This window comes from Flavobacterium calami (assembly GCF_038290035.1).
Taxonomy (GTDB): domain Bacteria; phylum Bacteroidota; class Bacteroidia; order Flavobacteriales; family Flavobacteriaceae; genus Flavobacterium; species Flavobacterium calami.
In genome coordinates this window covers 61,502-82,117 of record NZ_JBBYHS010000014.1, presented here as the reverse complement: position 1 = coordinate 82,117, position 20,616 = coordinate 61,502, and the positions used below count along the sequence as shown (strand labels likewise).

The window sequence follows — 20,616 nt, the reverse complement described above, 5'->3', positions numbered from 1 at the left end:
TTTAAACCAGGCTGCTAAATTTTGTCTAATATATAAAGAATTCTGTTTTCAACCGTGTCTTTCGGTACCTCAATTAAATCGTAGCCGTATTTTTTGTAGGTCTCAATAAGATGTTTTTGGATTTCCAAAGCCTGTTCAAAATTTTCATAACGTTCTGTGTCGCTTTCATAAATTTCTTCCCAGGGCGGCAGAATAAAAGTTTTAGAATACTTATAGTCCTCACATGCTTTCGTGAAAAACTCCGGGTATTGATCGCCAATATAATCCATATAAGCTACCACATCAGGGATTCCGCGGTCAATAAAAACCAGATTATCAGGTTCTTTCAGTGCACTTTTAAATTGCTGAATTCGGCCTTCAAGGAGCATTTCGCTAAACAGTAAAGGTTGTTCCAGAAACAATTGTTCGATGCCTCTTTTTTGGGCTTCGAGTGTAACTTCTCTTGAAATTTCTGGGTAGCAGCAATAGCCACGAGCGACTAATTCGTTTATAAGCGTAGATTTTCCTGTGCCAGGACCGCCAAGGAGAACTATGATTTCTTTTTGCACTATTCTAAAAATAAAGCGCAAATTTACCTAAACTTATTCGTAATTAAAAAGATTATTTGTCACAAGCGAAAGATTTGGCATTTTTGCAGACATGGGTTCCTGCTTTCGGCTTTATCTTTTATGGTGAACACCACCATAAAAGGATGCCGCCTTAATCAGGGCTAAAAGAGGAGATATGGTTTTGTTTTTGAATTGTTTAGAGCATAGAAAATAATAAGAAGTTTGTCGTTGAAAAAAAATCTAAAATCAGAAATCAAAAACGTATATTTGCCTTTATTTTTAATTACGAATGGAGAACGATAAAGAAAAAAACACAGCCGAATTTTACGAAAGATTAAAAGTTGAGCTGGATAACGCAAATACCTGGCCGGCAGAATACTTATATAAATTTATTGTGCCGTCTGTGGGTGATAATGTTGAGCGTGTTGAAAAGGCTTTTGACAGAATGGGGGCGGTTATTAAAACAACAAAATCAAAAACAGGTAAATTTACCAGCGTTTCTGTAGATGTTACGATGAACAGCTCAGATGATGTTATCAGCAAATACAAAGAAGTATCTACTATTGAAGGTATAGTTTCATTATAACTTATGATCGAAAAATATAAAAGAGAAGCCGCGAGCGACGTTGTCTATAATTTGGAATACAATTCTGAAAGACAACGATTAATAATTCCTGAATATGGTCGTCATTTACAAAAACTGATTGATCAGGCTACTGCAATCGAAGATGATGAAACGCGAAATAAAGCCGCAAAATATATCATTCAGGTTATGGGAAGCCTAAATCCACATTTGCGTGACGTACCGGATTTTCAGCATAAGCTTTGGGATCAGCTTTTTATAATGTCTGATTTTAAACTGAATGTTGAATCTCCATATCCGATTCCCTCAAGAGAAGTTTTGGAACTAAAGCCGGATGTTTTGCAGTATCCGCAAAATTTTCCTAAGTATAGATTTTACGGAAACAACATTAAATACATGATTGATGTTGCGAACAAATGGGAAGAAGGCGAAATGAAAAATGCTTTGGTAATGGTCATTGCGAATCACATGAAAAAATCTTTCCTGAGCTGGAATAAAGACACAGTAAAAGACGATGTGATTTTTGAACATTTGTATGAATTATCCGGCGGAAAAATTAATTTACTGCACAGTACTGAAGAGCTTTTGAATACAACAGATTTAATGCGCACTAACAAGAGGGTCTCTAATAAAACTACTCAGGGAGGGCAGGTAAAAATTCAGAATAATAAAAACAACAAAGGCAGTAAGCAAAAAAACTTTCAAAAAAATAGTAATCAAAAATAAAGATACTAAGTGTCTAAGCTCCTAAGTTGCTAAGCTTTTTTTACAAAAGAAAAACTTAGAATCTTAGAACCTCAGTAACTCAGAAACTTAAAAAATATATGGGAATTTTTAAAATCGAAGGCGGAACACCTTTAAAAGGAGAAATCACTCCACAAGGAGCAAAGAATGAGGCATTACAAATTTTATGTGCCGTGCTTCTAACAGGAGAGAAGGTAAAAATTAATAACATTCCTGATATTATAGACATTAATAAATTAATCACTTTGCTGGGTAATTTAGGGGTTAAAATTCAACGTAACGAGCCAGGGTCAATTACTTTTCAGGCTGATGAAGTTAATGTTGGATATTTAGAAACAGAAGCTTTCAAAAAAGAAGGAGGAGCGCTTCGTGGTTCTATTATGATTGTGGGACCGCTTTTGGCCCGTTTCGGGAAAGGATATATTCCAAAACCAGGAGGAGATAAAATCGGTCGTCGTAGATTAGATACTCATTTTGAAGGTTTTATCAACCTTGGAGCGAAATTTAGATACAATAGAGAAGATCACTTTTATGGAGTAGAATCTCCGGAAGAAGGACTTCAGGGTACAGATATGCTTTTGGACGAAGCTTCAGTAACGGGAACTGCAAACATTGTAATGGCTGCGGTTTTAGCAAAAGGAAAAACTACAGTTTACAACGCTGCTTGTGAGCCTTACTTACAGCAGTTATGTAAAATGCTAAATTCTATGGGAGCTAAAATTACTGGAGTTGGTTCTAATTTATTAACTATCGAAGGTGTTGAAAGCCTTGGTGGTTGCGAGCACAGAATTTTACCAGATATGATTGAAATCGGTTCATGGATTGGTCTTGCAGCTATGACAAAAAGCGAAATCACGATCAAAAATGTAAGCTGGGAAAATTTAGGTTTGATTCCAAATACATTTAGAAAATTAGGGATTACAATCGAAAAACGTAACGACGATATTTACATTCCGGCTCATATTGACGGATATGAAGTAAAAACAGATATTGACGGTTCAATATTAACAATTGCTGATGCACCATGGCCAGGATTCACGCCTGATTTATTGAGTATCGTTTTGGTTGTGGCAACACAAGCAAAAGGCGATGTTTTAATTCATCAAAAAATGTTTGAAAGCCGTTTGTTTTTTGTGGATAAATTAATCGATATGGGAGCAAAAATCATGTTATGTGACCCACACAGAGCGGTGGTTATGGGACATAATTTCGAATCTCAATTAAAAGCAACAACCATGTCTTCTCCGGATATTCGTGCTGGAATCTCATTGTTGATTGCAGCGCTTTCTGCAAAAGGAACTAGTACGATTCAAAATATTGAGCAAATCGACCGTGGATACGAGCGTATCGATGAGCGATTAAGAGCGATCGGCGCAAAAATCGTGAGAGCATAAAAAGTTAACCCCGAATTTCACTAATTTTTAATTTGTGAAATTCGGGGCAAAAAAATAAATGTCGTTAAATGACAAATGAACAAAAAGCTATAAAAGCTACATACTTTAGTATAGCCGGAAACACCTGCTTAGCCCTTATAAAAGGCTTAGCGGGTTTTTTTGGCAATTCTTACGCCCTGATTGCTGACGCAATCGAATCGACTACAGATATTTTTGCGTCTTTTTTGGTGCTTTTCGGGATCAAATATTCGAATAAACCTGCTGATGAAAACCACCCTTACGGGCATGGGCGTGCAGAACCTCTGATTACGTTTCTGGTAGTTGGATTTTTAATTACTTCGGCAACTATTATAGGTTATGAAAGTATTGCCAATATTAATACTTCTCATAATTTGCCTAAATCGTGGACACTTTACGTTTTAGGGGCAATTATTATCTGGAAAGAATATTCGTTTCGATTGGTAATGAAACGCAGTAAACAAATTAATAGTACGTCTTTAGCTGCGGATGCGTGGCATCATAGAAGTGATGCGATAACTTCTGTTGCAGCATTTATCGGAATTTCGTTTGCTTTATTTATGGGTAAAGGATATGAATCTGCTGATGACTGGGCAGCCCTATTTGCCGCATTTTTTATTTTGTATAACAGTTATAAAATTTTCAGACCAGCTTTAGGAGAAATCATGGATGAAAATTTAAATGACGATTTAGTAGAAGAAATACGTGTAGTTGCTTTGAAAGTTTCAGGAATTCTTGGAACAGAAAAATGTTACATCCGAAAAGCGGGAATGCGTTATCATGTCGATCTTCATGCGATTGTTTCGGCTAAAATCTCTGTCAAAGAAGGACATGATTTATCGCATAAATTACAGGATAAATTAAAAGAAGAAATCCCGCAGCTTGGAAATGTTTTAATACATATTGAACCGGATGATTATCATTCTTAAAGGGATATTTTGGAAAGTTTCAAAGTGACAAAGGTTTTTTAGAGTCAATTTTTTTGTCAGGCTGAGCGGAGTCGAAGCCCACGCAAAGAGAATCAAAATAAAAAATCCGCTTAAATTTTTATATCTGGTTTCACGCAGATTTTTTTATATGGTGCTAGGTAACTTTGTCACTTTGAACCTTTGCTCCTCTGAACCTTAGTTCAAAACATTTAAAATCTTCAATCCAAATACAACGCCGTTTTGCTGAATTCCGCCCTGATAAGAATGTACATAATCAACTCTAAACAGTTTGAATTTGCCGAAACCTAAGTTGTCCAAACCGACTGTAAATTCAGAATACGGTTTTCGATCAGGAATGGCCAATGAGTGAAACCCGATATTCATTGTTGATTTTAAAAGATTAATGAGTGGAATTTTGTTGGTTACAAAACCCATGTCATTGTGTTCCAAATGCATTTCAAAATAGCTGTCGTTTGTGCTGTTGGAATAATATGGCATTAAATTGAAGACATTCAGATAACGGTCTGTCGTGCCAATGTGCGTCTGATTTCCGTTGAAATGTCTATAATCCATAAAAGCAATGTTTTCGGCATTGAAGAATTTTCCGGCTCTGAAATTTGTTCCTATAATCCCTTTATTTCCAAGTGATAAATCATATAGGAGAGAAGCACCGATTCTTTCAAATTCATATTTTTTATCACTTGCAGCAAAAGCTTTTTCAAAAACTAAATAGAGAGTTGGATATTTTTCATTTTTAACATTGAATCTCCCGTCGGGTCTTGAAATGTATTTATTTCCAAAATTGATTCTCGCATTCACTGCAGTTTTGAATAAGTGATGGGAGTCAAAAGCCGGAGTTGTAAAATCATTTGGCGCCAACGGATTATTCGATGAATACATATCATCTTTTTTAAAAAATGAATAATCGGTTGTGTTAAAAAGCGGTTTTCGCTGCTCGTAAGCGATTTTTGCGTTGAGGTTTATTCCGTTTGCAACATCCTGACCGTAGTTAATTTGAGCGAATTCTAAATTGTACAACTTCATGTAATTATCTTTAAAAAATAAAGACGCTATCGAATTGACAAATTTTGTAATTGGTTCTGCACTATTAAACTGAGTGGTTTTTGTTCCTCCTGAAGCCCAGATTGAAGCATAATTGACAGTGTTGAAGCGATGGCTGAATTCTCCGGTTACACGCAAGCGCTGGTCTGAAAAACCATAATTGAAGGTTGTGTTAATCAGTGTACTTTTTCCTTTCTCTTCGTTCCATTTTTTAAATGAAAAACCGGAATCCAAATTAAAGCCCTGAACTGTATTAAAGCTTAAAGAACTCAAATTCAGAAGTCCTTTATAATTAAATGAATAACTTTTGAAAGTGTTTTTATAATCATATCCCATTAAAATATCCCAAACTTTGAATTTGTTGTTTTTGGCGTCAATCGAATCTGTGTATTTTCGGGATTTTCGAATGGTTTGAAGGCTGTCTTTCTTTATATAATCATTGCTTTCTTCAATTGTTAAAGGAATCGGTCTGATTTCGTTCCAGAAAGCATTGTCTTTTTTATTAGCATTAAGTTCAAAAGCGACAATTTCATTTCCAAAAGTTTTCCTTTCGAAGGAGGCAGGAAATTCATAATTAGAATACACATAGTTGAAAGTTCCCGAAAATTTTATCCCAAAAATCCCTGCATTAAACGTAAGTGTCTGCGCATTTTTGGACCAGATTTTATTAGCAGAATTATAACTAAAGCTTTGTTTTAAACTCATTACTTCGGTAAATTCATTTTTCATTCTATATCCTTTGATGTCTAAATTAATGGCGTAAATAGCAAAACTGTCATCAACGATATAAATGTAACCTTCAAAAACAGGCTCTTTATCGCGTTTAGGAGTTACTTTGATTTTATTGATCTGATGTCTGTGGTCGTCAAAGAAAGTTCCTTCGAGTTTGTAATTATAATAGCTGAAAGCATTATCAGCGATAGGAGATATGAGTCTGATATCAAAATCTAACGTGTTGTCATAAAAATCATAAGTAGATAAGGCTGCCGTATTGTAGCTGTATCCTCTGTTGTTCCCGGAAATTTTAGAAGCAATTATTTTTTCTTTTAATCTGTCAGGTTTTTCAAAAGTGATTTTCGAAATAGTTTCAGAGAGATATAAAATTCCGGTTCCGGTTGAATCTAAATTGGACGCCATATCTTCGCCAAGATCTACTTTTTGCCCCAGGATTTTTTTAGGAAGATCTTTTACTTTAAACATCCCTTTTGAATAAAAGTCGGCTGTATAGCGTCCGGTTTTATCCGTGTTTTCTTTTTTGTTTGCAATGGCACTTTTTATGATGGCATCTGCTGGATTTTTTTTAGAATCAATAATGACTTCATTTAAAGCGAAACTTTCCTCAAGCATCTTTACATCCAGAGTTATTGTTTTTGAATCTGAAACTACAGAAAGCTTTTGAGTTTTAAAACCCAGATACTGAAAAATGATTTTGTTTTTGCCTGGTTCTTTTACATTCAGAAGATATTGACCTTGTTCGTTTGAGGTGGTTCCGGAATAAGTGTTTTCTTCAAAAACGGATACAAATGGCAAGGGATTACCTTTTTCGTCGGTTATTATTCCTTTGATTTGGGAAAAGCTTGAAATTGAAAAAAATAAAAAGGCAGATAAAATAAAGTTTTTCATGTAAGTGGTTTGTCTTACAAAAATAAAATAACCTGAATCTGAGCTTATTAATAATTTGTTAAAATGTAAAAACCTATTCTAAGTAAATTTGATATCTATACCGGTTCAAGATCTGGAGATTAATTTTTGTTTCCTGCAGATTCAGCAAATTGGCAGATTTTTTATTGAATTTTATGTGATCTGCCTGATCTGCAAAATCTGCGAGAGAATATGATTTTGTTTAAATCGAAATTTTTATAAAAAAGACTGAATAGCCAGTTCATAACTTTTTAACCCAAAACCCAGAATAACTCCTTTTGCGTTTCCTGATAAGTAAGATTGATGTCTAAAGCTTTCGCGGGCATAAGTATTGGAGATATGAACTTCAATAACCGGAGTTGTTACGGCCTTCATTGCATCGCCCAGTCCTATAGAAGTATGTGTGTAAGCACCAGCATTCAAAATAATCCCGTCGTATGTAAAACCATATTCCTGAATTTTCCCGATCAGTTCACCTTCAATATTACTTTGATAATACGAAAGTGCTACGTTTGGAAATTTTTGTATTAGCGTTTCAAAATAATCTTCAAAAGTCTGACTTCCGTAAACTTCTGGCTCTCTTTTTCCTAATAGGTTCAAATTGGGTCCGTTGATAATAGCGATTTTCATATATAGTATATTTTTTGCTTTGTAATATTGATATTGAATTTTGACATTGTCATTGCCATTGAATTTTGAGATTGCAATTGCCGTTGAACTTTGTAAAAATAAAAAAACCGCTCTGATTAATAGAACGGTTTTTGTAAAACTATGTGATATATTTTAGAACATAAATCCAGCAGACAATTGGATAGTTGAATTTTTAATATCTGCATCTTTTGAAGCTTCTGTTAATCCTAAGCCATAACGGCCCTGAATAAAAAAGTTTTCAGTAATCTTAAATCCTAATCCGGCGTTAAGACCAAATTCAAAAGTTTCTGGCTCTTCAAAATCTACGTCATCTTTTTGATTTAATAAAAAAGAAGCCTGAGGTCCAACTTCAAGGCTGAAAGAATCTGTTAGGTAAAATTTTGCCATAACAGGAATAGATAAATAACCTAATTCGTTTTTAAATTCTTCGACAGCATTTTTGTAAGTTGCTCCCTGAGTTGAATATAAAAGCTCTGGCTGAACAGAAAATTTATCTAATAATTTAATTTCTGCTACCAAACCTGCATGGTAACTGGTGATACCTTCCTTATCAACATCAGGAGCATCAAATGCATCCCCTGTTTGGTTAGCAAAGTTAACCCCTGCTTTAACCCCGATTTTTAATAATTGTGCCTGAACTGATGCTGATGTGGCGATGAATAAAGCCGTAGCTAAAATTATTTTTTTCATAATGTTAATTTTAAGATTTAATTAATGCTAAATAACAACAAATAAAACTCGGTCTTTTTATAATTATTGTTTTTGTTGTTGCAAAATTTCCATTTTAGAAAAAAATGAATGAAAAATAACTATTTTTTTAACATAAGAAAGAAATTTACTAATAAAAAATCTTTTTTTTGTCTCACTGTTTTTAGTGATTTTATAAAATGTAATCGTTTGATATTTAGAATTTTGTTTTTTTTAACAAGGTTTTTGTAATGAATATAGTTAATTATTTTCCGATAGCAATTTGGTTTGTTAGTGTTAAATTCTATAGATTTGTCCTACTAAATAATCTATTAATTTATCAAAAAAAATGAAAAAAATTATTTTATCTGCAATCGCAGTTATGGCATTTGGATTCGCAAATGCACAAGAACAAACAGCTAAAGGGAAATGGTTAATTGAAGCTAATACTGCTTTTGGAGCTGGAACAGGAAACACTGCTTTTTCTTTAGTTTCTCAAGATGGAGAGACTGCTTGGAATATTGGTGCTGAAGCTGGCTATTTTGTAGCTGATAACTTAGCAGTTAAACTGGGTTTAGGTTATGGAGATGACGGTTCTGATTCTAGTATTTTTTCTTATAAAATTGGCGCAAAGTATTATGTGATTAACAAAATCCCAGTTGAACTTTCTTATACTGGTGTTAGTATTAAAGATGCTGACGATAATCCTTCTTTTGTAGGTTTGCAAGGTGGATATGCTATCTTTTTAGGACCAAACGTTTCTGTTGAACCAGGTCTACGTTACAATTTTACTACTGATGACAAAATTGCTGAAAGCTTCCTTCAGTTTAATGTTGGATTTGCTTTGCATTTCTAATAAAAGAAAATATTTATATTTTGAAACCTTCCCTAATCCGGAAGGTTTTTTTATGCTCAAAAAATATGTTACTTTGTGAATATGAAATGGAGTGCCTACATAAAAGATTATCAGTCGTATTTGAGGATTGAGAGAGGTTTGTCTAAAAATACAATCGAAAATTACAGTTTTGATATTGAACGTTTATGTCTTTTTTTAGAGACTAGTCAAATAGAGGTTTCTCCAATCAAAATTTCAGATGAAACGCTACAACAGTTTATATATTCAGTTTCAAAAGAAGTTAATCCAAGATCGCAAGCCCGAATTATTTCTGGTTTAAAAAGCTTTTTTAATTATCTGGCTTTTGAGGATTACCGTACAGATAATCCGATGGAATTGATTGAAACGCCAAAAACAGGTCGTAAGCTTCCGGATACGCTATCGGTTGAAGAAATTGATGGTTTGATAGCGGCTATAGATTTAAGTTCAAATGAAGGGGAAAGAAACAGGGCTATGCTTGAAACTTTGTACGGTTGTGGATTACGTGTTTCGGAATTGGTTTCTTTAAAAATTTCAGATCTTTTTTTTGAGGAAGGCTTTATTAAAATTACAGGAAAAGGAAACAAAGAACGTTTTGTTCCTATTGGTGAATTAACGCAGAAATATATCGTCATCTATCAAAAAGAAATAAGGAGTCACCTGAATATCAAAAAAGGTTATGAGGACACCTTGTTTTTGAATCGCAGAGGCAGTCAGTTAACCCGGGCTATGGTTTTTACTATTATAAAAGATTTAGCAGTAAAAACAGGTCTGAAGAAAAATATAAGTCCTCATACTTTGAGGCATTCTTTTGCTACACATTTACTGGAAAATGGTGCTGATTTACGATCCATTCAGTTAATGCTTGGTCATGAATCAATAACAACGACAGAAATCTATGTTCATTTAGACAGAAGTTTCTTGAAAGAAGTAATGCATACTTTTCATCCAAGAAGATAGTGCAGTAATAAAAAGGAGATTTGAGGTAAAATCAGAAATAAAAAAAAACTTCCCGTTGCTGAGAAGTTTTTTATGGAAATATTTTGTGAATTTATTTAGCAATATTTACTGCTCTGGTTTCGCGAATAACGGTCACTTTTACCTGACCTGGGTAAGTCATTTCAGTTTGGATTTTTTGTGAAATTTCGAAAGACAGATTGGCTGCATTTTCATCAGAAACTTTTTCGCTCTCTACAATTACACGAAGTTCTCTACCTGCCTGGATAGCATAAGCATTTTTGACACCGCTGAAACCGTAAGCAACATCTTCAAGATCTTTCAAACGTTGGATATATGAATCCAAAACCTGACGTCTTGCGCCTGGTCTTGCTCCTGAAATAGCATCACAAACCTGAATAATTGGTGATAATAAAGATTTCATTTCGATCTCGTCATGGTGAGCTCCAATAGCATTGCAAACCTCTTCTTTTTCACCATATTTCTCAGCCCATTGCATTCCTAATAAAGCGTGAGGTAAATCGCTTTCTGTATCCGGAACTTTACCAATATCATGAAGTAAACCTGCTCTTTTGGCTAATTTTACATTTAAGCCTAATTCAGCTGCCATGATACCGCAAAGTTTAGAAACTTCTCTTGAGTGCTGTAATAAGTTTTGACCGTAAGAAGAACGGTATTTCATTCTACCCACAACTTTTATCAATTCAGGGTGTAATCCGTGAATTCCTAAGTCAATAACGGTACGTTTACCAACCTCAATAATTTCATCATCAATTTGTTTGGCTGTTTTAGCAACAACTTCTTCAATTCTGGCAGGGTGAATACGTCCGTCCGTTACTAGTTTGTGAAGAGATAAACGTGCAATTTCTCTACGTACGGGATCAAAACAAGAAAGGATAATTGCTTCTGGTGTATCGTCAACAATGATTTCTACTCCTGTAGCGGCTTCCAAAGCTCTAATGTTACGTCCTTCACGACCGATAATTCTACCTTTTACATCGTCAGACTCAATGTTGAATACAGAAACACAGTTTTCTACTGCTTCTTCGGTTCCAACTCTCTGAATCGTGTTTATGATGATTTTTTTGGCTTCTTGCTGAGCGGTAAGTTTTGCCTCTTCAATTGTTTCCTGAATATGAGACATTGCTTTTGTTTTAGCTTCGGCTTTTAAGCCTTCAACTAATTGTTCTTTTGCTTCTTCTGCAGAAAGTCCTGAAATTACTTCAAGCTGTTGTAATTGGCTTTTGTGAAGTTTCTCAACTTCATTCTGTTTTTTGTCTAAAAGTTCAATTTTGTTATTGTATTCCTGAGTTTTGGCTTCAAAATCATCGTTTACTTTTTTAGCTTTAGATAATTCATTAGAAACCTGAGATTCTTTATCACGAACTCTTTTTTCAACTTCGGCTACTTTTTTGTCTCTGGCCAAAATTACCTGTTCGTGTTCAGCTTTTAATTCGATAAATTTCTCTTTTGCCTGAAGAATTTTATCTTTTTTAATATTTTCGGCTTCTAAATTAGCATCTTTTAAGATTGAAGCTGCTTCTTTTTTAGCGTTTTTGATTAGGTTAGAAATATTACTTTTCTCGATAATTTTAGCTATTGCAAAACCTGCTGCAATACCTACAATACCAATGATGATTGTTATGATGTCCATGTTTGTTAAGGTTTATATATAAAAAAAAGCCTACATTAATTGCTTGTATAAACTCGTATAGACAAGTTTTGAGCTAACTCACTGTTCAAGTTTCCCAGCCAAAAAGGAGGGCATACTATAGTAGCGATGATTTGCTCATTCTAATTTGTTAGTGTTGAGTTTACCAAATGTGAACTAATGTAGGCAGTATCTTAGTTTCTGTAAAGAACGTTTAATTTTCGAGATATTGATCTAAAAGCAAATTTAATTTTTTAATTCTTTCGATGGTTTCCTGGCCATCATTAGTATAATCAATTTGTTTTTGTTCTACTTGCGATGCAAATTGCAGTGCGCACATAGCCAATACATCTTGTTTGTCGCGAACGGCGTAATTTTCTTCGAATTGCTTAATCATAGCATCAATTTTTTTAGAAGCACTTCTGAGTCCTTCTTCCTGAGCAGGGTCAACCGTCAACGGATACACCCGGTCTGCAACTGATATTTTAATTTTAAGCTTTCCGTCCATATTTACTAGTCTGATAATTGCGCTATACAGTAATCAATTTCGCGGATTAATGAATTTATTTTAAGCTTAGTCTCTCTCTTGTTATTGTCGCTGCCGAGCAACGAATTGGCTATTTTAAGTGTTTCATATTGCTTCTTCAAAGCTTCAATTTCTTCAGATTGTTTCTGGATGATTTGCGCTGCTTTGTTTAATTCTAATCGTAAGTCCTGATTATTTTTTTCTAAAGCTTTTGATTTCGCAAAAAGCTTTTCGACTTTATATTCAAGAGTATCAATTATTTCAGCAATTACACTCATTATAAATCCTATTCATTACTTAATCCTACAAAGTTAGTATTCCTTTTTATTAATGCAATTTTTTATCGATTTTTTTGCATTAAAAATAACCAAATTAATGAAATTCAGGGAATTGTATTTTTGCGGTTTTATTCTTCGGTTTTTCCCTTCTTAATTTTTATCTTAGCAGAAATGTTGCTTTATGAGATTTTCTTTGATTTTTCTATTCTTTTACAATTTTATATTTGCCCAGTCCCAATACCCTAAAGATTATTTTCGGTCACCACTTGATATTCCGATGCAGTTATCGGGGAATTTTGGAGAGTTAAGACCCAACCATTTTCATGCAGGATTTGATTTGAAGACCAATCAGAGGGAGGGTTTAAATGTGTATGCTGTTGCAGATGGATATGTATCCAGAATAAAAATTTCGACTTTTGGCAACGGTAAATGTATTTATATCACGCATCCAAATGGTTATACTTCAGTTTATGGACATTTGCAGGCTGCTACAGGACCAATTCAGGAGTATATTCATAAAACACATTACGACGCAAAGTCTTTTGAAATAGAAATGTTTCCAAAGCCGGATGAACTTCCTGTGACCAAAGGCCAAATAATTGCACTTTCAGGGAACACAGGTTCTTCAGAAGGGCCGCACCTGCATTTTGAATTTCGTGATACACAGACAGAGTTTGTAATAAATCCTATGTTTTTTGGATTTGATCACCATATAGAAGATTCAAAAAAACCAACAATTTCAAGTTTGTTTGTTTACCCAATGGAAAATACAACAGTAAATCAATCCAGACAGCCCTTATTGCTAAATCTTTCGCTTCAAAAAGACGGAACTTATTTAGCTGGAAAAGTGAAAGCTAATGGAAAAATTGGTTTTGGTATCAATGCTGTAGATTTTGATGATGTCTCGAAAAACAGAAATGGGGTTTTTAATGTTACAGGCTTTTTAAATGGTGATCCGAAATATAATTATCAGTTTAGCACCTATTCTTTTGATGAAATGCGTTTTATTAATGCTTTTATCGATTATTCAAGATATAAAAAAACGGGGCAGCGGATACAAAAACTTTTTATGAAAACGCCATTTGCACTAAGTATCATAAAAACAGATTCGCTTCATGGGATAATTCCGGTTGAGCCTAATTTGTCTTCAACTTACAGAATTGATGTCTCTGATTATTTCGGAAATTTAAGCTCTATTACTGTTCCTGTTGAATATGATTCGGAAACACCTGTTATAAATGCAGAAAGTGTAACCGGAAAATATTTTGTTCGATACAATAAAGATTCAAATTTTGAAAAAGACAATATGTCGGTTTTCTTTCCAGCAGGAACTTTCTATGAAGATTTTAATTTAGATTTTGATGTAAAAAATAATCGGATTTATATTCATGAAGATGTTGTTCCGGTGCATTCGAATTTTGCAATTACAATAAAAGATACTATTTATCCTGAAGCTTTACGGGATAAGCTTTTTATTGCAAGAATAAGCGGAAACAGTAAAAGTTATAATGCTACTACAAGAAAGAATGACGTTTTTACAGCAAAGTCAAAAACATTAGGGCAGTACGGTTTGGTCTTGGACACAATAGCTCCTGTAATAAAAATTACTAAACCAATTCAGGATAAATGGATTAGTGATGCTAAAAGTATTCAGTTTACTATAGGTGACGCATTGTCCGGAATTAAATCGTACAACGGATATCTGAACGGAAACTGGATTTTGTTTGAATATGATAATAAAACGAGGAAAATAACGCACATTTTTGATGATACTTTAGTTGCAGAAGGAGCAAATGATTTAAAAATTGAAGTAGTTGATAATGTAGGGAATTCTGCTATCTTTGAAACACATTTTTTTAGAAGTCAACAAAAATAAAATCTAAACCTTTGAATCATTTCAAGTTAATAATTGTTTTCCTTTTTTTATGGACTGGTTATACCGTTTCTGCTCAAAGTGCCCGTGTTAAAGGGGTTATTTTAGATAATGAAAATCATCCTGTTGGAGATGTTAACATTGTGGCAGGAGATAAAACCACGAAATCGGATGCAAAAGGTCATTTTCAGATTTTTGTGCCGTCAAACAAAAAAGTGGCTTTGATATTTACGCACATTTCTTTAAAAATGATAACGTTGACAGTAAATCTCAAACCTTATGAAACTTTTGTCTTTAATCCAGTTATGAACAATTCGGAAGAGCAGATGGGTGAGGTTTTTGTTTCTTCAAAAAATAAAAAACGCGTTCAGGGTATTACGGTGATTGATCAGAGTACAATAAAGAAAATACCCGGGGCAAATGCCGGCATAGAAAATGTGCTGAAAACATTACCGGGGGTAAATTCTAACAATGAACTAAGTACTCAATATGCAGTTCGCGGAGGCAATTATGATGAAAATCTGGTTTATGTAAACGAAATAGAAGTGTATCGCCCGTTTTTAATTCGGTCAGGACAGCAGGAAGGATTGAGTTTTACAAATACTGATTTGGTGCAAAACGTAGATTTCTCAGCCGGAGGTTTTCAGGCTAAATTTGGGGATAAATTATCTTCTGTTTTGGATATTACTTATAGAAAACCAACTCAGTTTGGAGCTGCACTTGAAGCAAGTTTTCTTGGCGGAAGTTTAGCTGTTGATGCAGTTTCAAAAAACAAAAAATGGTCAGCTGTAACCGGTGTCCGCTATCGAAATAATAGTTTGCTTGTAAACAGTCAGGATACGCAAACTAATTACACACCAACATTTGCAGATATTCAGACGAATATTAATTATGATGTTTCTCAAAAATGGCAATTAAGTTTTTTGGGAAATATTTCTCAAAATAAATATTTATACCAGCCCTTAACAAGACAAACAAAATTTGGAACCATTGATCAGCCTATGGCGCTTGCCGTGTATTACGAAGGACATGAAAAAGATCAGTATGATACCTATTTTGGAGCTATAAAAACAACTTATAAAGCCTCGCCAACTCTTGCTTTCAAATTAATCGGTTCTTTATTTCATACTGTTGAGCAGGAACATTTTGATATTTTGGCTCAATACCGTTTAGGAAATGTTGACGAAGACGGAAGTATGAATCCGGATAATGTTGATTTTACGAGAGGTATTGGTACACAGTTTAATCACGCTCGAAATGACCTGGATGCTTTGATTGCAAATATCGAATTTAAAGGTTTCAAGGAATGGAAGAACAATAGCCAGTTAGAATTTGGGTTAAAATTTACAAGAGAATCGATACGTGACAGAGTTGTGGAGTGGGAGGTGATTGATTCTGCTGGATTTTCGATAAATCCGCCTATTTTGGATCTTCCAAAAAATAACCAGCCTTATGAACCCTATACTGGGCCGCTTTTGCCATACCAAAATATTCGTGCAACCAATTTTAATGATATCAACAGATTTTCAGGTTATGCGCAATGGAATAACAAAACAGAGTTGGGATCAAGCCAGTTCTGGTATACTGTTGGGGCACGTTTTCAAAGCTGGCAGGTTTCAGGAGCAGATATAGAAGGTAAAAATCAGACTGTTTTTAGTCCGCGCGTGCAATTTGCTTTAAAGCCGGACTGGGAAATGGATATGATTTTCAGACTTTCGGGCGGATTGTATCATCAGCCACCATTTTACCGTGAACTCCGGGATATGAACGGTGTAGTTGATCCAAACGTAAAAGCTCAGCAATCTGTACATGTTGTTTTGAGTAATGACTACAATTTTAAAATGTGGAATCGTCCTTTTAAATGGGTGACTGAACTTTATTATAAATCACTTTCAGATGTAAATGTGTATTCAATTGATAATGTACGAATTCGCTATGTAGCCGATAATAATGCCAAAGCTTACGCACAGGGGCTGGATTTCAGGTTAAATGGAGAGTTTGTGCCCGGGACAGAATCATGGATCAGTTTTGGTTATTTGAAAACTGAAGAAAACTACGAAAATAAAGGTTATATCGCACGGCCAACAGATCAGCGTTTAAAATTTGCGATGTTGTTTCAGGATTATATGCCGAACATTCCAAGTGTAAAAGTATACTTAAACTTAGTTTATAATACAGGATTACCTGGTGGTGCTCCGGCTTATTCAGATCCGTATTTGTATCAAAACCGACTGAATGATTATCGTCGTGCAGATATTGGTTTTGCAAAAGTTTTTGTAGACAGCAGTAATCAGCATTTGAAGACAGGCTGGCTGAAAAATTTTAAAGAGTTTTCATTAGGACTGGAAATATTCAATCTTTTTAATAATCAAAATGCAATTACCAATACATGGGTGCGCGATGCTTATACTAAAAATCAATATGCAGTTCCAAATTATATGACTTCAAGGGTTTTTAATATAAAGCTGAATGCGAGGTTGTGATAAGAAACAGGTTAAACTAAAATATAACCATGAAGTTTTCCGTTATTTGAAATTGTATTTAGTACTATTGTCTTGGTAAAACTCAATAAAAACTAAAATTACAACCAAAAATAGTATATTTGATAATTGAATATAATTTGCAGATGAAAAAATACTTTAAATATATAGCCTTAGTAATAACTGTAACACTAATCAGCTGCCGTGAGGAAGTTCAGAAGCCAAAAGTGAGTTACGATGTATCAAACAAAGTAAGTGTTAGCAAAGCAGATTCCACACAAATTGAAGTTGCTGATTTGCCAATTCAGATGGAAGGAACAGATTATTTGATTCATCCCGTAGGAGATTTAAGGGTTTTTGAAAAAGGAACAAAAGCGCGTTATGGGTCTTCAAGTGTAAATGATGTAAGTTTTACCATTTCTAATTTAGGTGAATTTGAAATTACAGGCTATCTGCAAAATTTGAAATTTCAAAAAACAGATTCAGATTCTATCAGACCCTTATCTGAGAAACCGGTTTTAATTTTAACAGCAACATATTTAAAATCAATAGCAGATAAAACACAAAACAAAGTCATGGTGTATACCCTGACAGATTCAGATACAAATAAAGACGGTAAAATAGATACCGGAGATATTAAAACACTTTATTTGAGCGATATTAGTGGGGAGAACTTTACAAAAGTTTCTACAGATCTTCAGGAATTGGTTGATTGGAGTTTAATCGAATCTAAAAACCGTTTATACTTCAGAACTATTGAAGATACCAACCAAAACGGTCAGTTTGATAAAAACGACGTATTGCATTACAGCTATATTGATTTGGCTTCAAAAAAATGGGAAGTGAAAAGCTATAAGCCAATTTAAGGTGTTAAGATTCTAAGGTTTTGGTAAGATTTGAAAAGAAAAACCGCATAGAAAGTTTAATTTTCTATGCGGTTTTTCTTTTAGTCACAATAAAAAAACTTAGCATCTATGAGCTTTAGTTTCTTAAATAAGAATATCACTTTCAAGATCAGATTTTTCTATTTCAAATCCAAATCCGAGGCGTTCTACCAGTTCAATTACCAGTTTTTTATACCAGTTTTCTGATTTGGGATGAATGTATATTTTTTCAATCAGCTGATTGATGTCAATGTTGATTTTTAAGCCGTCATTTAGTTTTAAATTGCTTTGAGAAGTATCTGTAATAATGCGTACTTCCCGTTCGTATTGAAAACTCTTTCGTTTAAACAAAAATGGAAAGAATAAGTCGTCAAACGGAATGTATTCTTTTTTGTAATCGATATAATTTACTTCTCCTATATATTGATCAAAATTGTTTTCAGGCTTAACTGCTCTTTGTAATCTTCCAATTGTAGACTGAATGGCCAATCCTTCGCTGTTTTGTGTAAAAATTTGCCACATTGCAAATGATTCGTACTCATTAATATGCCAGCTGCTCACTGCTACTCTTTCACGATGGGTCTTGTAATAATTTAAAAATTCGGGGTTGTCAATGGCAAGTTTCTTGATTTCTTCAAAAGTGGGTTCGCTAAAAGTACCTTCGTATTGATCCTCAAACTTATCTGATCGGGACATGAATAGTTTTTTCGAAAGCAGTAAGTCAAGAAATTTTGACAAATCAAGATATTTCCAGACAACAGTATTAGGATCTTCCGGCAGTTTTATGTTTGGGTTGTTAAGATACATTTTGAGGGAATTAAATGATTTATTCTTACTAACCTAAAGTTATAAAAATAAAAACAGATTAGGGAAATTAAACTCAGTTTTAATGTTTCCTTAATCTGTTCTAAATAATATATTGTTGAGGATCTTAAGATTCGAAAGACTGCATCGTTACCAGTTTGTTATAAGTGCCGTTGTGTGCAATTAATTCTTCGTGTGTACCTTGTTCTACAATTCGTCCTTTTTGCATTACCACAATTATATCTGCTTTTTGAATCGTAGAAAGTCGGTGCGCAATTACGATTGAAGTTCTGTTTTGCATCATGTTTTCAAGGGCAACCTGAACAAATTTTTCGCTTTCGGTGTCTAATGCTGATGTTGCTTCGTCGAGAATCATGATTGGAGGATTTTTTAATACGGCTCTGGCAATAGACAAACGTTGTTTCTGTCCTCCGGATAATTTGTTACCACTGTCGCCAATGTTTGTATAGATTCCTAAAGGTAGTTCTTTTACAAATTCATACGCATTTGCAATCTTTAAAGCTTCTACGATTTCATCGTCTGTAGCATTTAGTTTTCCTAATGAGATATTAGCTTTTATAGTATCATTAAATAAAATGCTGTCCTGAGTGACCAGACCCATTAAGCTACGAAGAGATTGAAGGTTTATGTCTTTGATGTTGATTCCATCAATAGATATTGAACCATTATTCACATCATAAAAACGGGTTAAGAGGTTTGCAATAGTGCTTTTTCCGCTTCCTGATTGCCCTACCAAAGCGACAGTTTGTCCTTTTTTAATCTGAAGTGAAAAATCCTTCAGGACTGTTTCATTTTCATATTTAAAATTAATGTTTTGAACGCTGATGTTGTCGTCAAAAGTTGTTTTTTCGACAGCATTTTCTTTAGAAGTAATAGTGTTTTGTTGTTCTAAAATTTCCAGCACCCGATCAGCGGCAGCATTTCCTCTTTTTACAGCATAAGAAGCTTTTGAAATGGATTTTGCAGGGGTAAGGATATTGTATGCCAGTCCCATGTAGGCGATAAATGATGCCCCGTCCAGTGTTTTTTCAATCAAAACCATCTGGCCTCCATACCATAATAAAATGGTAATAACCATGATCCCCATAAATTCACTTGCAGGAGAAGCTAAGTTTTGACGATGGCCAATACTGTTTGAAAGTTTGAAAAATCGTTCTGTTGAATTTTGAAACAAAGTATTGAAATAATTTTCAGAATTATATCCTTTTACCACTTTTAATCCTCCGATAGTTTCTTCAATAGTAGATAAAAAAGTGCCTTGTTCCTGTTGCGCTTTACTGGATTTCTTTTTAAGCTTTTTTCCAATTAAAGAAATAATATATCCTGAAACCGGAATAAAGACAAAAACAAATAACGTTAGTTTAGTGCTAATGATTAACATTGCAATAATAGTAAAAACGATAGTTAAAGGTTCTTTTACAATAAGTTCTAAAATGGCCAAAAAAGAATTCTGAACCTCGTTTACATCTGCAGAAATTCTCGAAATAACATCTCCTTTTCTTTTTTCAGAAAAAAAAGCCAATGGTAATTCCAGTGTTTTTTTATACATCGCATTGCGCATATCTTTCAAAACACCGTTTCGTAAATAAGTAACAAAAAACATTGCCAGATAATCAGCCAGATTTTTTAATAAAAAAATAGAAATAATGATGGCTACCATAACCGAAAGCACAAAACCAGGATTGTTTTGATCGGTATTAGTTGTAATGTAATAACTTAAATAGTTTTCTCCATATTCTTTTAGATGTGCAATTCCTTCATAAGCAGGCATGACGGTGTTTCTTTTTGTTTTGTCAAATAAAACCTGAATCATCGGAATTAATGCCATAAACGAAAGAGTGCTAAAAAGCGCATACAAAATATTGAAAAAAATGTTTAGGAATGCGTATTTTTTATATGGATATATAAAAGGTAGTATTTTTTTGAAATTACTCATTTATTTTTTGATATTGATTTCTTTATACAGCCATAAATATTAAAGTATTTTGGCAGGATTTTTTACCGCACAAAA

At 34.0% G+C, this 20,616-nt stretch carries 18 protein-coding genes; 9 read left to right on the top strand and 9 right to left on the bottom strand.

Features of this window, described 5'->3' with window-relative positions; translation table 11 throughout:
* Positions 1 to 14: 14 nt before the first annotated feature.
* Positions 15 to 548, bottom strand: coding sequence for an AAA family ATPase (locus AAEO57_RS14065; protein ID WP_341693664.1), 534 nt, complete (start codon positions 546 to 548; stop codon positions 15 to 17).
* Positions 549 to 837: 289 nt separating this feature from the next.
* Here AAEO57_RS14065 and AAEO57_RS14060 point away from each other — a divergent pair, with 289 nt between their 5' ends.
* The 4 genes from AAEO57_RS14060 to AAEO57_RS14045 all read left to right on the top strand — a co-directional run bounded on the left by AAEO57_RS14060 (position 838) and on the right by AAEO57_RS14045 (position 4,216).
* Entirely contained in the window at positions 838 to 1,134 is a 297-nt protein-coding gene (locus tag AAEO57_RS14060; RefSeq protein WP_341693663.1) for a DUF493 family protein, read from the top strand.
* Between the two features lie 3 nt (positions 1,135 to 1,137).
* Positions 1,138 to 1,857, top strand: a complete 720-nt coding sequence (locus tag AAEO57_RS14055) for a DUF4290 domain-containing protein (protein WP_341693662.1) — start codon at positions 1,138 to 1,140, stop codon at positions 1,855 to 1,857.
* A 98-nt stretch (positions 1,858 to 1,955) separates the two neighbouring features.
* Positions 1,956 to 3,269: a UDP-N-acetylglucosamine 1-carboxyvinyltransferase gene (gene murA, locus AAEO57_RS14050; RefSeq protein ID WP_341693661.1), complete on the top strand. Its 1,314-nt coding sequence runs from the start codon at positions 1,956 to 1,958 to the stop codon at positions 3,267 to 3,269.
* Between the two features lie 68 nt (positions 3,270 to 3,337).
* On the top strand, positions 3,338 to 4,216 hold the full coding sequence (locus AAEO57_RS14045; RefSeq protein WP_341693660.1) for a cation diffusion facilitator family transporter: 879 nt from the start codon (positions 3,338 to 3,340) through the stop codon (positions 4,214 to 4,216).
* Positions 4,217 to 4,411: 195 nt separating this feature from the next.
* Here the strand turns inward: AAEO57_RS14045 and AAEO57_RS14040 are convergent, their stop codons facing one another.
* The 3 genes from AAEO57_RS14040 to AAEO57_RS14030 all read right to left on the bottom strand — a co-directional run bounded on the left by AAEO57_RS14040 (position 4,412) and on the right by AAEO57_RS14030 (position 8,260).
* Positions 4,412 to 6,901, bottom strand: coding sequence for a DUF5686 and carboxypeptidase regulatory-like domain-containing protein (locus tag AAEO57_RS14040; RefSeq protein ID WP_341693659.1), 2,490 nt, complete (start codon positions 6,899 to 6,901; stop codon positions 4,412 to 4,414).
* A gap of 234 nt (positions 6,902 to 7,135) precedes the next feature.
* Positions 7,136 to 7,549, bottom strand: a complete 414-nt coding sequence (gene aroQ, locus AAEO57_RS14035) for a type II 3-dehydroquinate dehydratase (protein WP_341693658.1) — start codon at positions 7,547 to 7,549, stop codon at positions 7,136 to 7,138.
* A 153-nt stretch (positions 7,550 to 7,702) separates the two neighbouring features.
* Complete coding sequence (locus tag AAEO57_RS14030) at positions 7,703 to 8,260, bottom strand: porin family protein (protein ID WP_341693657.1); 558 nt, start codon at positions 8,258 to 8,260, stop codon at positions 7,703 to 7,705.
* Between the two features lie 346 nt (positions 8,261 to 8,606).
* Between AAEO57_RS14030 and AAEO57_RS14025 the strand changes: the two genes are divergently transcribed.
* Positions 8,607 to 9,113: a hypothetical protein gene (locus AAEO57_RS14025; protein ID WP_341693656.1), complete on the top strand. Its 507-nt coding sequence runs from the start codon at positions 8,607 to 8,609 to the stop codon at positions 9,111 to 9,113.
* An 81-nt stretch (positions 9,114 to 9,194) separates the two neighbouring features.
* Entirely contained in the window at positions 9,195 to 10,091 is an 897-nt protein-coding gene (xerD, locus tag AAEO57_RS14020) for a site-specific tyrosine recombinase XerD (RefSeq protein WP_341693655.1), read from the top strand.
* Positions 10,092 to 10,182: 91 nt separating this feature from the next.
* Here xerD and rny read toward each other — a convergent pair whose 3' ends face one another.
* The 3 genes from rny to AAEO57_RS14005 form a co-directional block, all read right to left on the bottom strand.
* Positions 10,183 to 11,742 (bottom strand): ribonuclease Y, encoded by a 1,560-nt coding sequence (rny, locus tag AAEO57_RS14015; RefSeq protein WP_341693654.1) that lies wholly within the window; start codon positions 11,740 to 11,742, stop codon positions 10,183 to 10,185.
* Positions 11,743 to 11,953: 211 nt separating this feature from the next.
* Positions 11,954 to 12,247: a cell division protein ZapA gene (locus tag AAEO57_RS14010; protein WP_341693653.1), complete on the bottom strand. Its 294-nt coding sequence runs from the start codon at positions 12,245 to 12,247 to the stop codon at positions 11,954 to 11,956.
* A 5-nt stretch (positions 12,248 to 12,252) separates the two neighbouring features.
* Positions 12,253 to 12,543, bottom strand: a complete 291-nt coding sequence (locus tag AAEO57_RS14005) for a hypothetical protein (RefSeq protein ID WP_163398981.1) — start codon at positions 12,541 to 12,543, stop codon at positions 12,253 to 12,255.
* A 181-nt stretch (positions 12,544 to 12,724) separates the two neighbouring features.
* Between AAEO57_RS14005 and AAEO57_RS14000 the strand changes: the two genes are divergently transcribed.
* The 3 genes from AAEO57_RS14000 to AAEO57_RS13990 all read left to right on the top strand — a co-directional run bounded on the left by AAEO57_RS14000 (position 12,725) and on the right by AAEO57_RS13990 (position 17,762).
* The gene (locus tag AAEO57_RS14000) at positions 12,725 to 14,419 is read left to right on the top strand and encodes a M23 family metallopeptidase (protein ID WP_341693652.1); all 1,695 of its coding nucleotides are present in this window, start codon (positions 12,725 to 12,727) and stop codon (positions 14,417 to 14,419) included.
* 11 nt (positions 14,420 to 14,430) lie between these two features.
* On the top strand, positions 14,431 to 16,899 hold the full coding sequence (locus AAEO57_RS13995) for a TonB-dependent receptor plug domain-containing protein (RefSeq protein ID WP_341693651.1): 2,469 nt from the start codon (positions 14,431 to 14,433) through the stop codon (positions 16,897 to 16,899).
* 143 nt (positions 16,900 to 17,042) lie between these two features.
* Positions 17,043 to 17,762, top strand: coding sequence for a CREC-EF hand family protein (locus tag AAEO57_RS13990; protein ID WP_341693650.1), 720 nt, complete (start codon positions 17,043 to 17,045; stop codon positions 17,760 to 17,762).
* Between the two features lie 123 nt (positions 17,763 to 17,885).
* Here AAEO57_RS13990 and AAEO57_RS13985 read toward each other — a convergent pair whose 3' ends face one another.
* Together AAEO57_RS13985 and AAEO57_RS13980 are read right to left on the bottom strand one after the other, a co-directional pair.
* The gene (locus AAEO57_RS13985) at positions 17,886 to 18,587 is read right to left on the bottom strand and encodes a hypothetical protein (RefSeq protein ID WP_341693649.1); all 702 of its coding nucleotides are present in this window, start codon (positions 18,585 to 18,587) and stop codon (positions 17,886 to 17,888) included.
* Positions 18,588 to 18,711: 124 nt separating this feature from the next.
* The gene (locus AAEO57_RS13980) at positions 18,712 to 20,541 is read right to left on the bottom strand and encodes an ABC transporter ATP-binding protein (RefSeq protein ID WP_341693648.1); all 1,830 of its coding nucleotides are present in this window, start codon (positions 20,539 to 20,541) and stop codon (positions 18,712 to 18,714) included.
* Positions 20,542 to 20,616: the final 75 nt, after the last annotated feature.

Excerpts from the sequence above, each read along its gene's own strand:
- AAEO57_RS13985 (WP_341693649.1), bottom strand. The coding sequence starts at position 18,587 with ATGTATCTTAACAACCCAAACATAAAACTGCCGGAAGATCCTAATACT.
- murA (WP_341693661.1), top strand. The coding sequence starts at position 1,956 with ATGGGAATTTTTAAAATCGAAGGCGGAACACCTTTAAAAGGAGAAATC.
- AAEO57_RS14060 (WP_341693663.1), top strand. The coding sequence starts at position 838 with ATGGAGAACGATAAAGAAAAAAACACAGCCGAATTTTACGAAAGATTA.
- AAEO57_RS14055 (WP_341693662.1), top strand. The coding sequence starts at position 1,138 with ATGATCGAAAAATATAAAAGAGAAGCCGCGAGCGACGTTGTCTATAAT.
- AAEO57_RS13980 (WP_341693648.1), bottom strand. The coding sequence starts at position 20,541 with ATGAGTAATTTCAAAAAAATACTACCTTTTATATATCCATATAAAAAA.
- AAEO57_RS14040 (WP_341693659.1), bottom strand. The coding sequence starts at position 6,901 with ATGAAAAACTTTATTTTATCTGCCTTTTTATTTTTTTCAATTTCAAGC.
- AAEO57_RS14000 (WP_341693652.1), top strand. The coding sequence starts at position 12,725 with ATGAGATTTTCTTTGATTTTTCTATTCTTTTACAATTTTATATTTGCC.
- AAEO57_RS14005 (WP_163398981.1), bottom strand. The coding sequence starts at position 12,543 with ATGAGTGTAATTGCTGAAATAATTGATACTCTTGAATATAAAGTCGAA.
- AAEO57_RS14025 (WP_341693656.1), top strand. The coding sequence starts at position 8,607 with ATGAAAAAAATTATTTTATCTGCAATCGCAGTTATGGCATTTGGATTC.
- AAEO57_RS13990 (WP_341693650.1), top strand. The coding sequence starts at position 17,043 with ATGAAAAAATACTTTAAATATATAGCCTTAGTAATAACTGTAACACTA.
- aroQ (WP_341693658.1), bottom strand. The coding sequence starts at position 7,549 with ATGAAAATCGCTATTATCAACGGACCCAATTTGAACCTATTAGGAAAA.
- AAEO57_RS14045 (WP_341693660.1), top strand. The coding sequence starts at position 3,338 with ATGACAAATGAACAAAAAGCTATAAAAGCTACATACTTTAGTATAGCC.
- AAEO57_RS14010 (WP_341693653.1), bottom strand. The coding sequence starts at position 12,247 with ATGGACGGAAAGCTTAAAATTAAAATATCAGTTGCAGACCGGGTGTAT.
- rny (WP_341693654.1), bottom strand. The coding sequence starts at position 11,742 with ATGGACATCATAACAATCATCATTGGTATTGTAGGTATTGCAGCAGGT.
- xerD (WP_341693655.1), top strand. The coding sequence starts at position 9,195 with ATGAAATGGAGTGCCTACATAAAAGATTATCAGTCGTATTTGAGGATT.
- AAEO57_RS14030 (WP_341693657.1), bottom strand. The coding sequence starts at position 8,260 with ATGAAAAAAATAATTTTAGCTACGGCTTTATTCATCGCCACATCAGCA.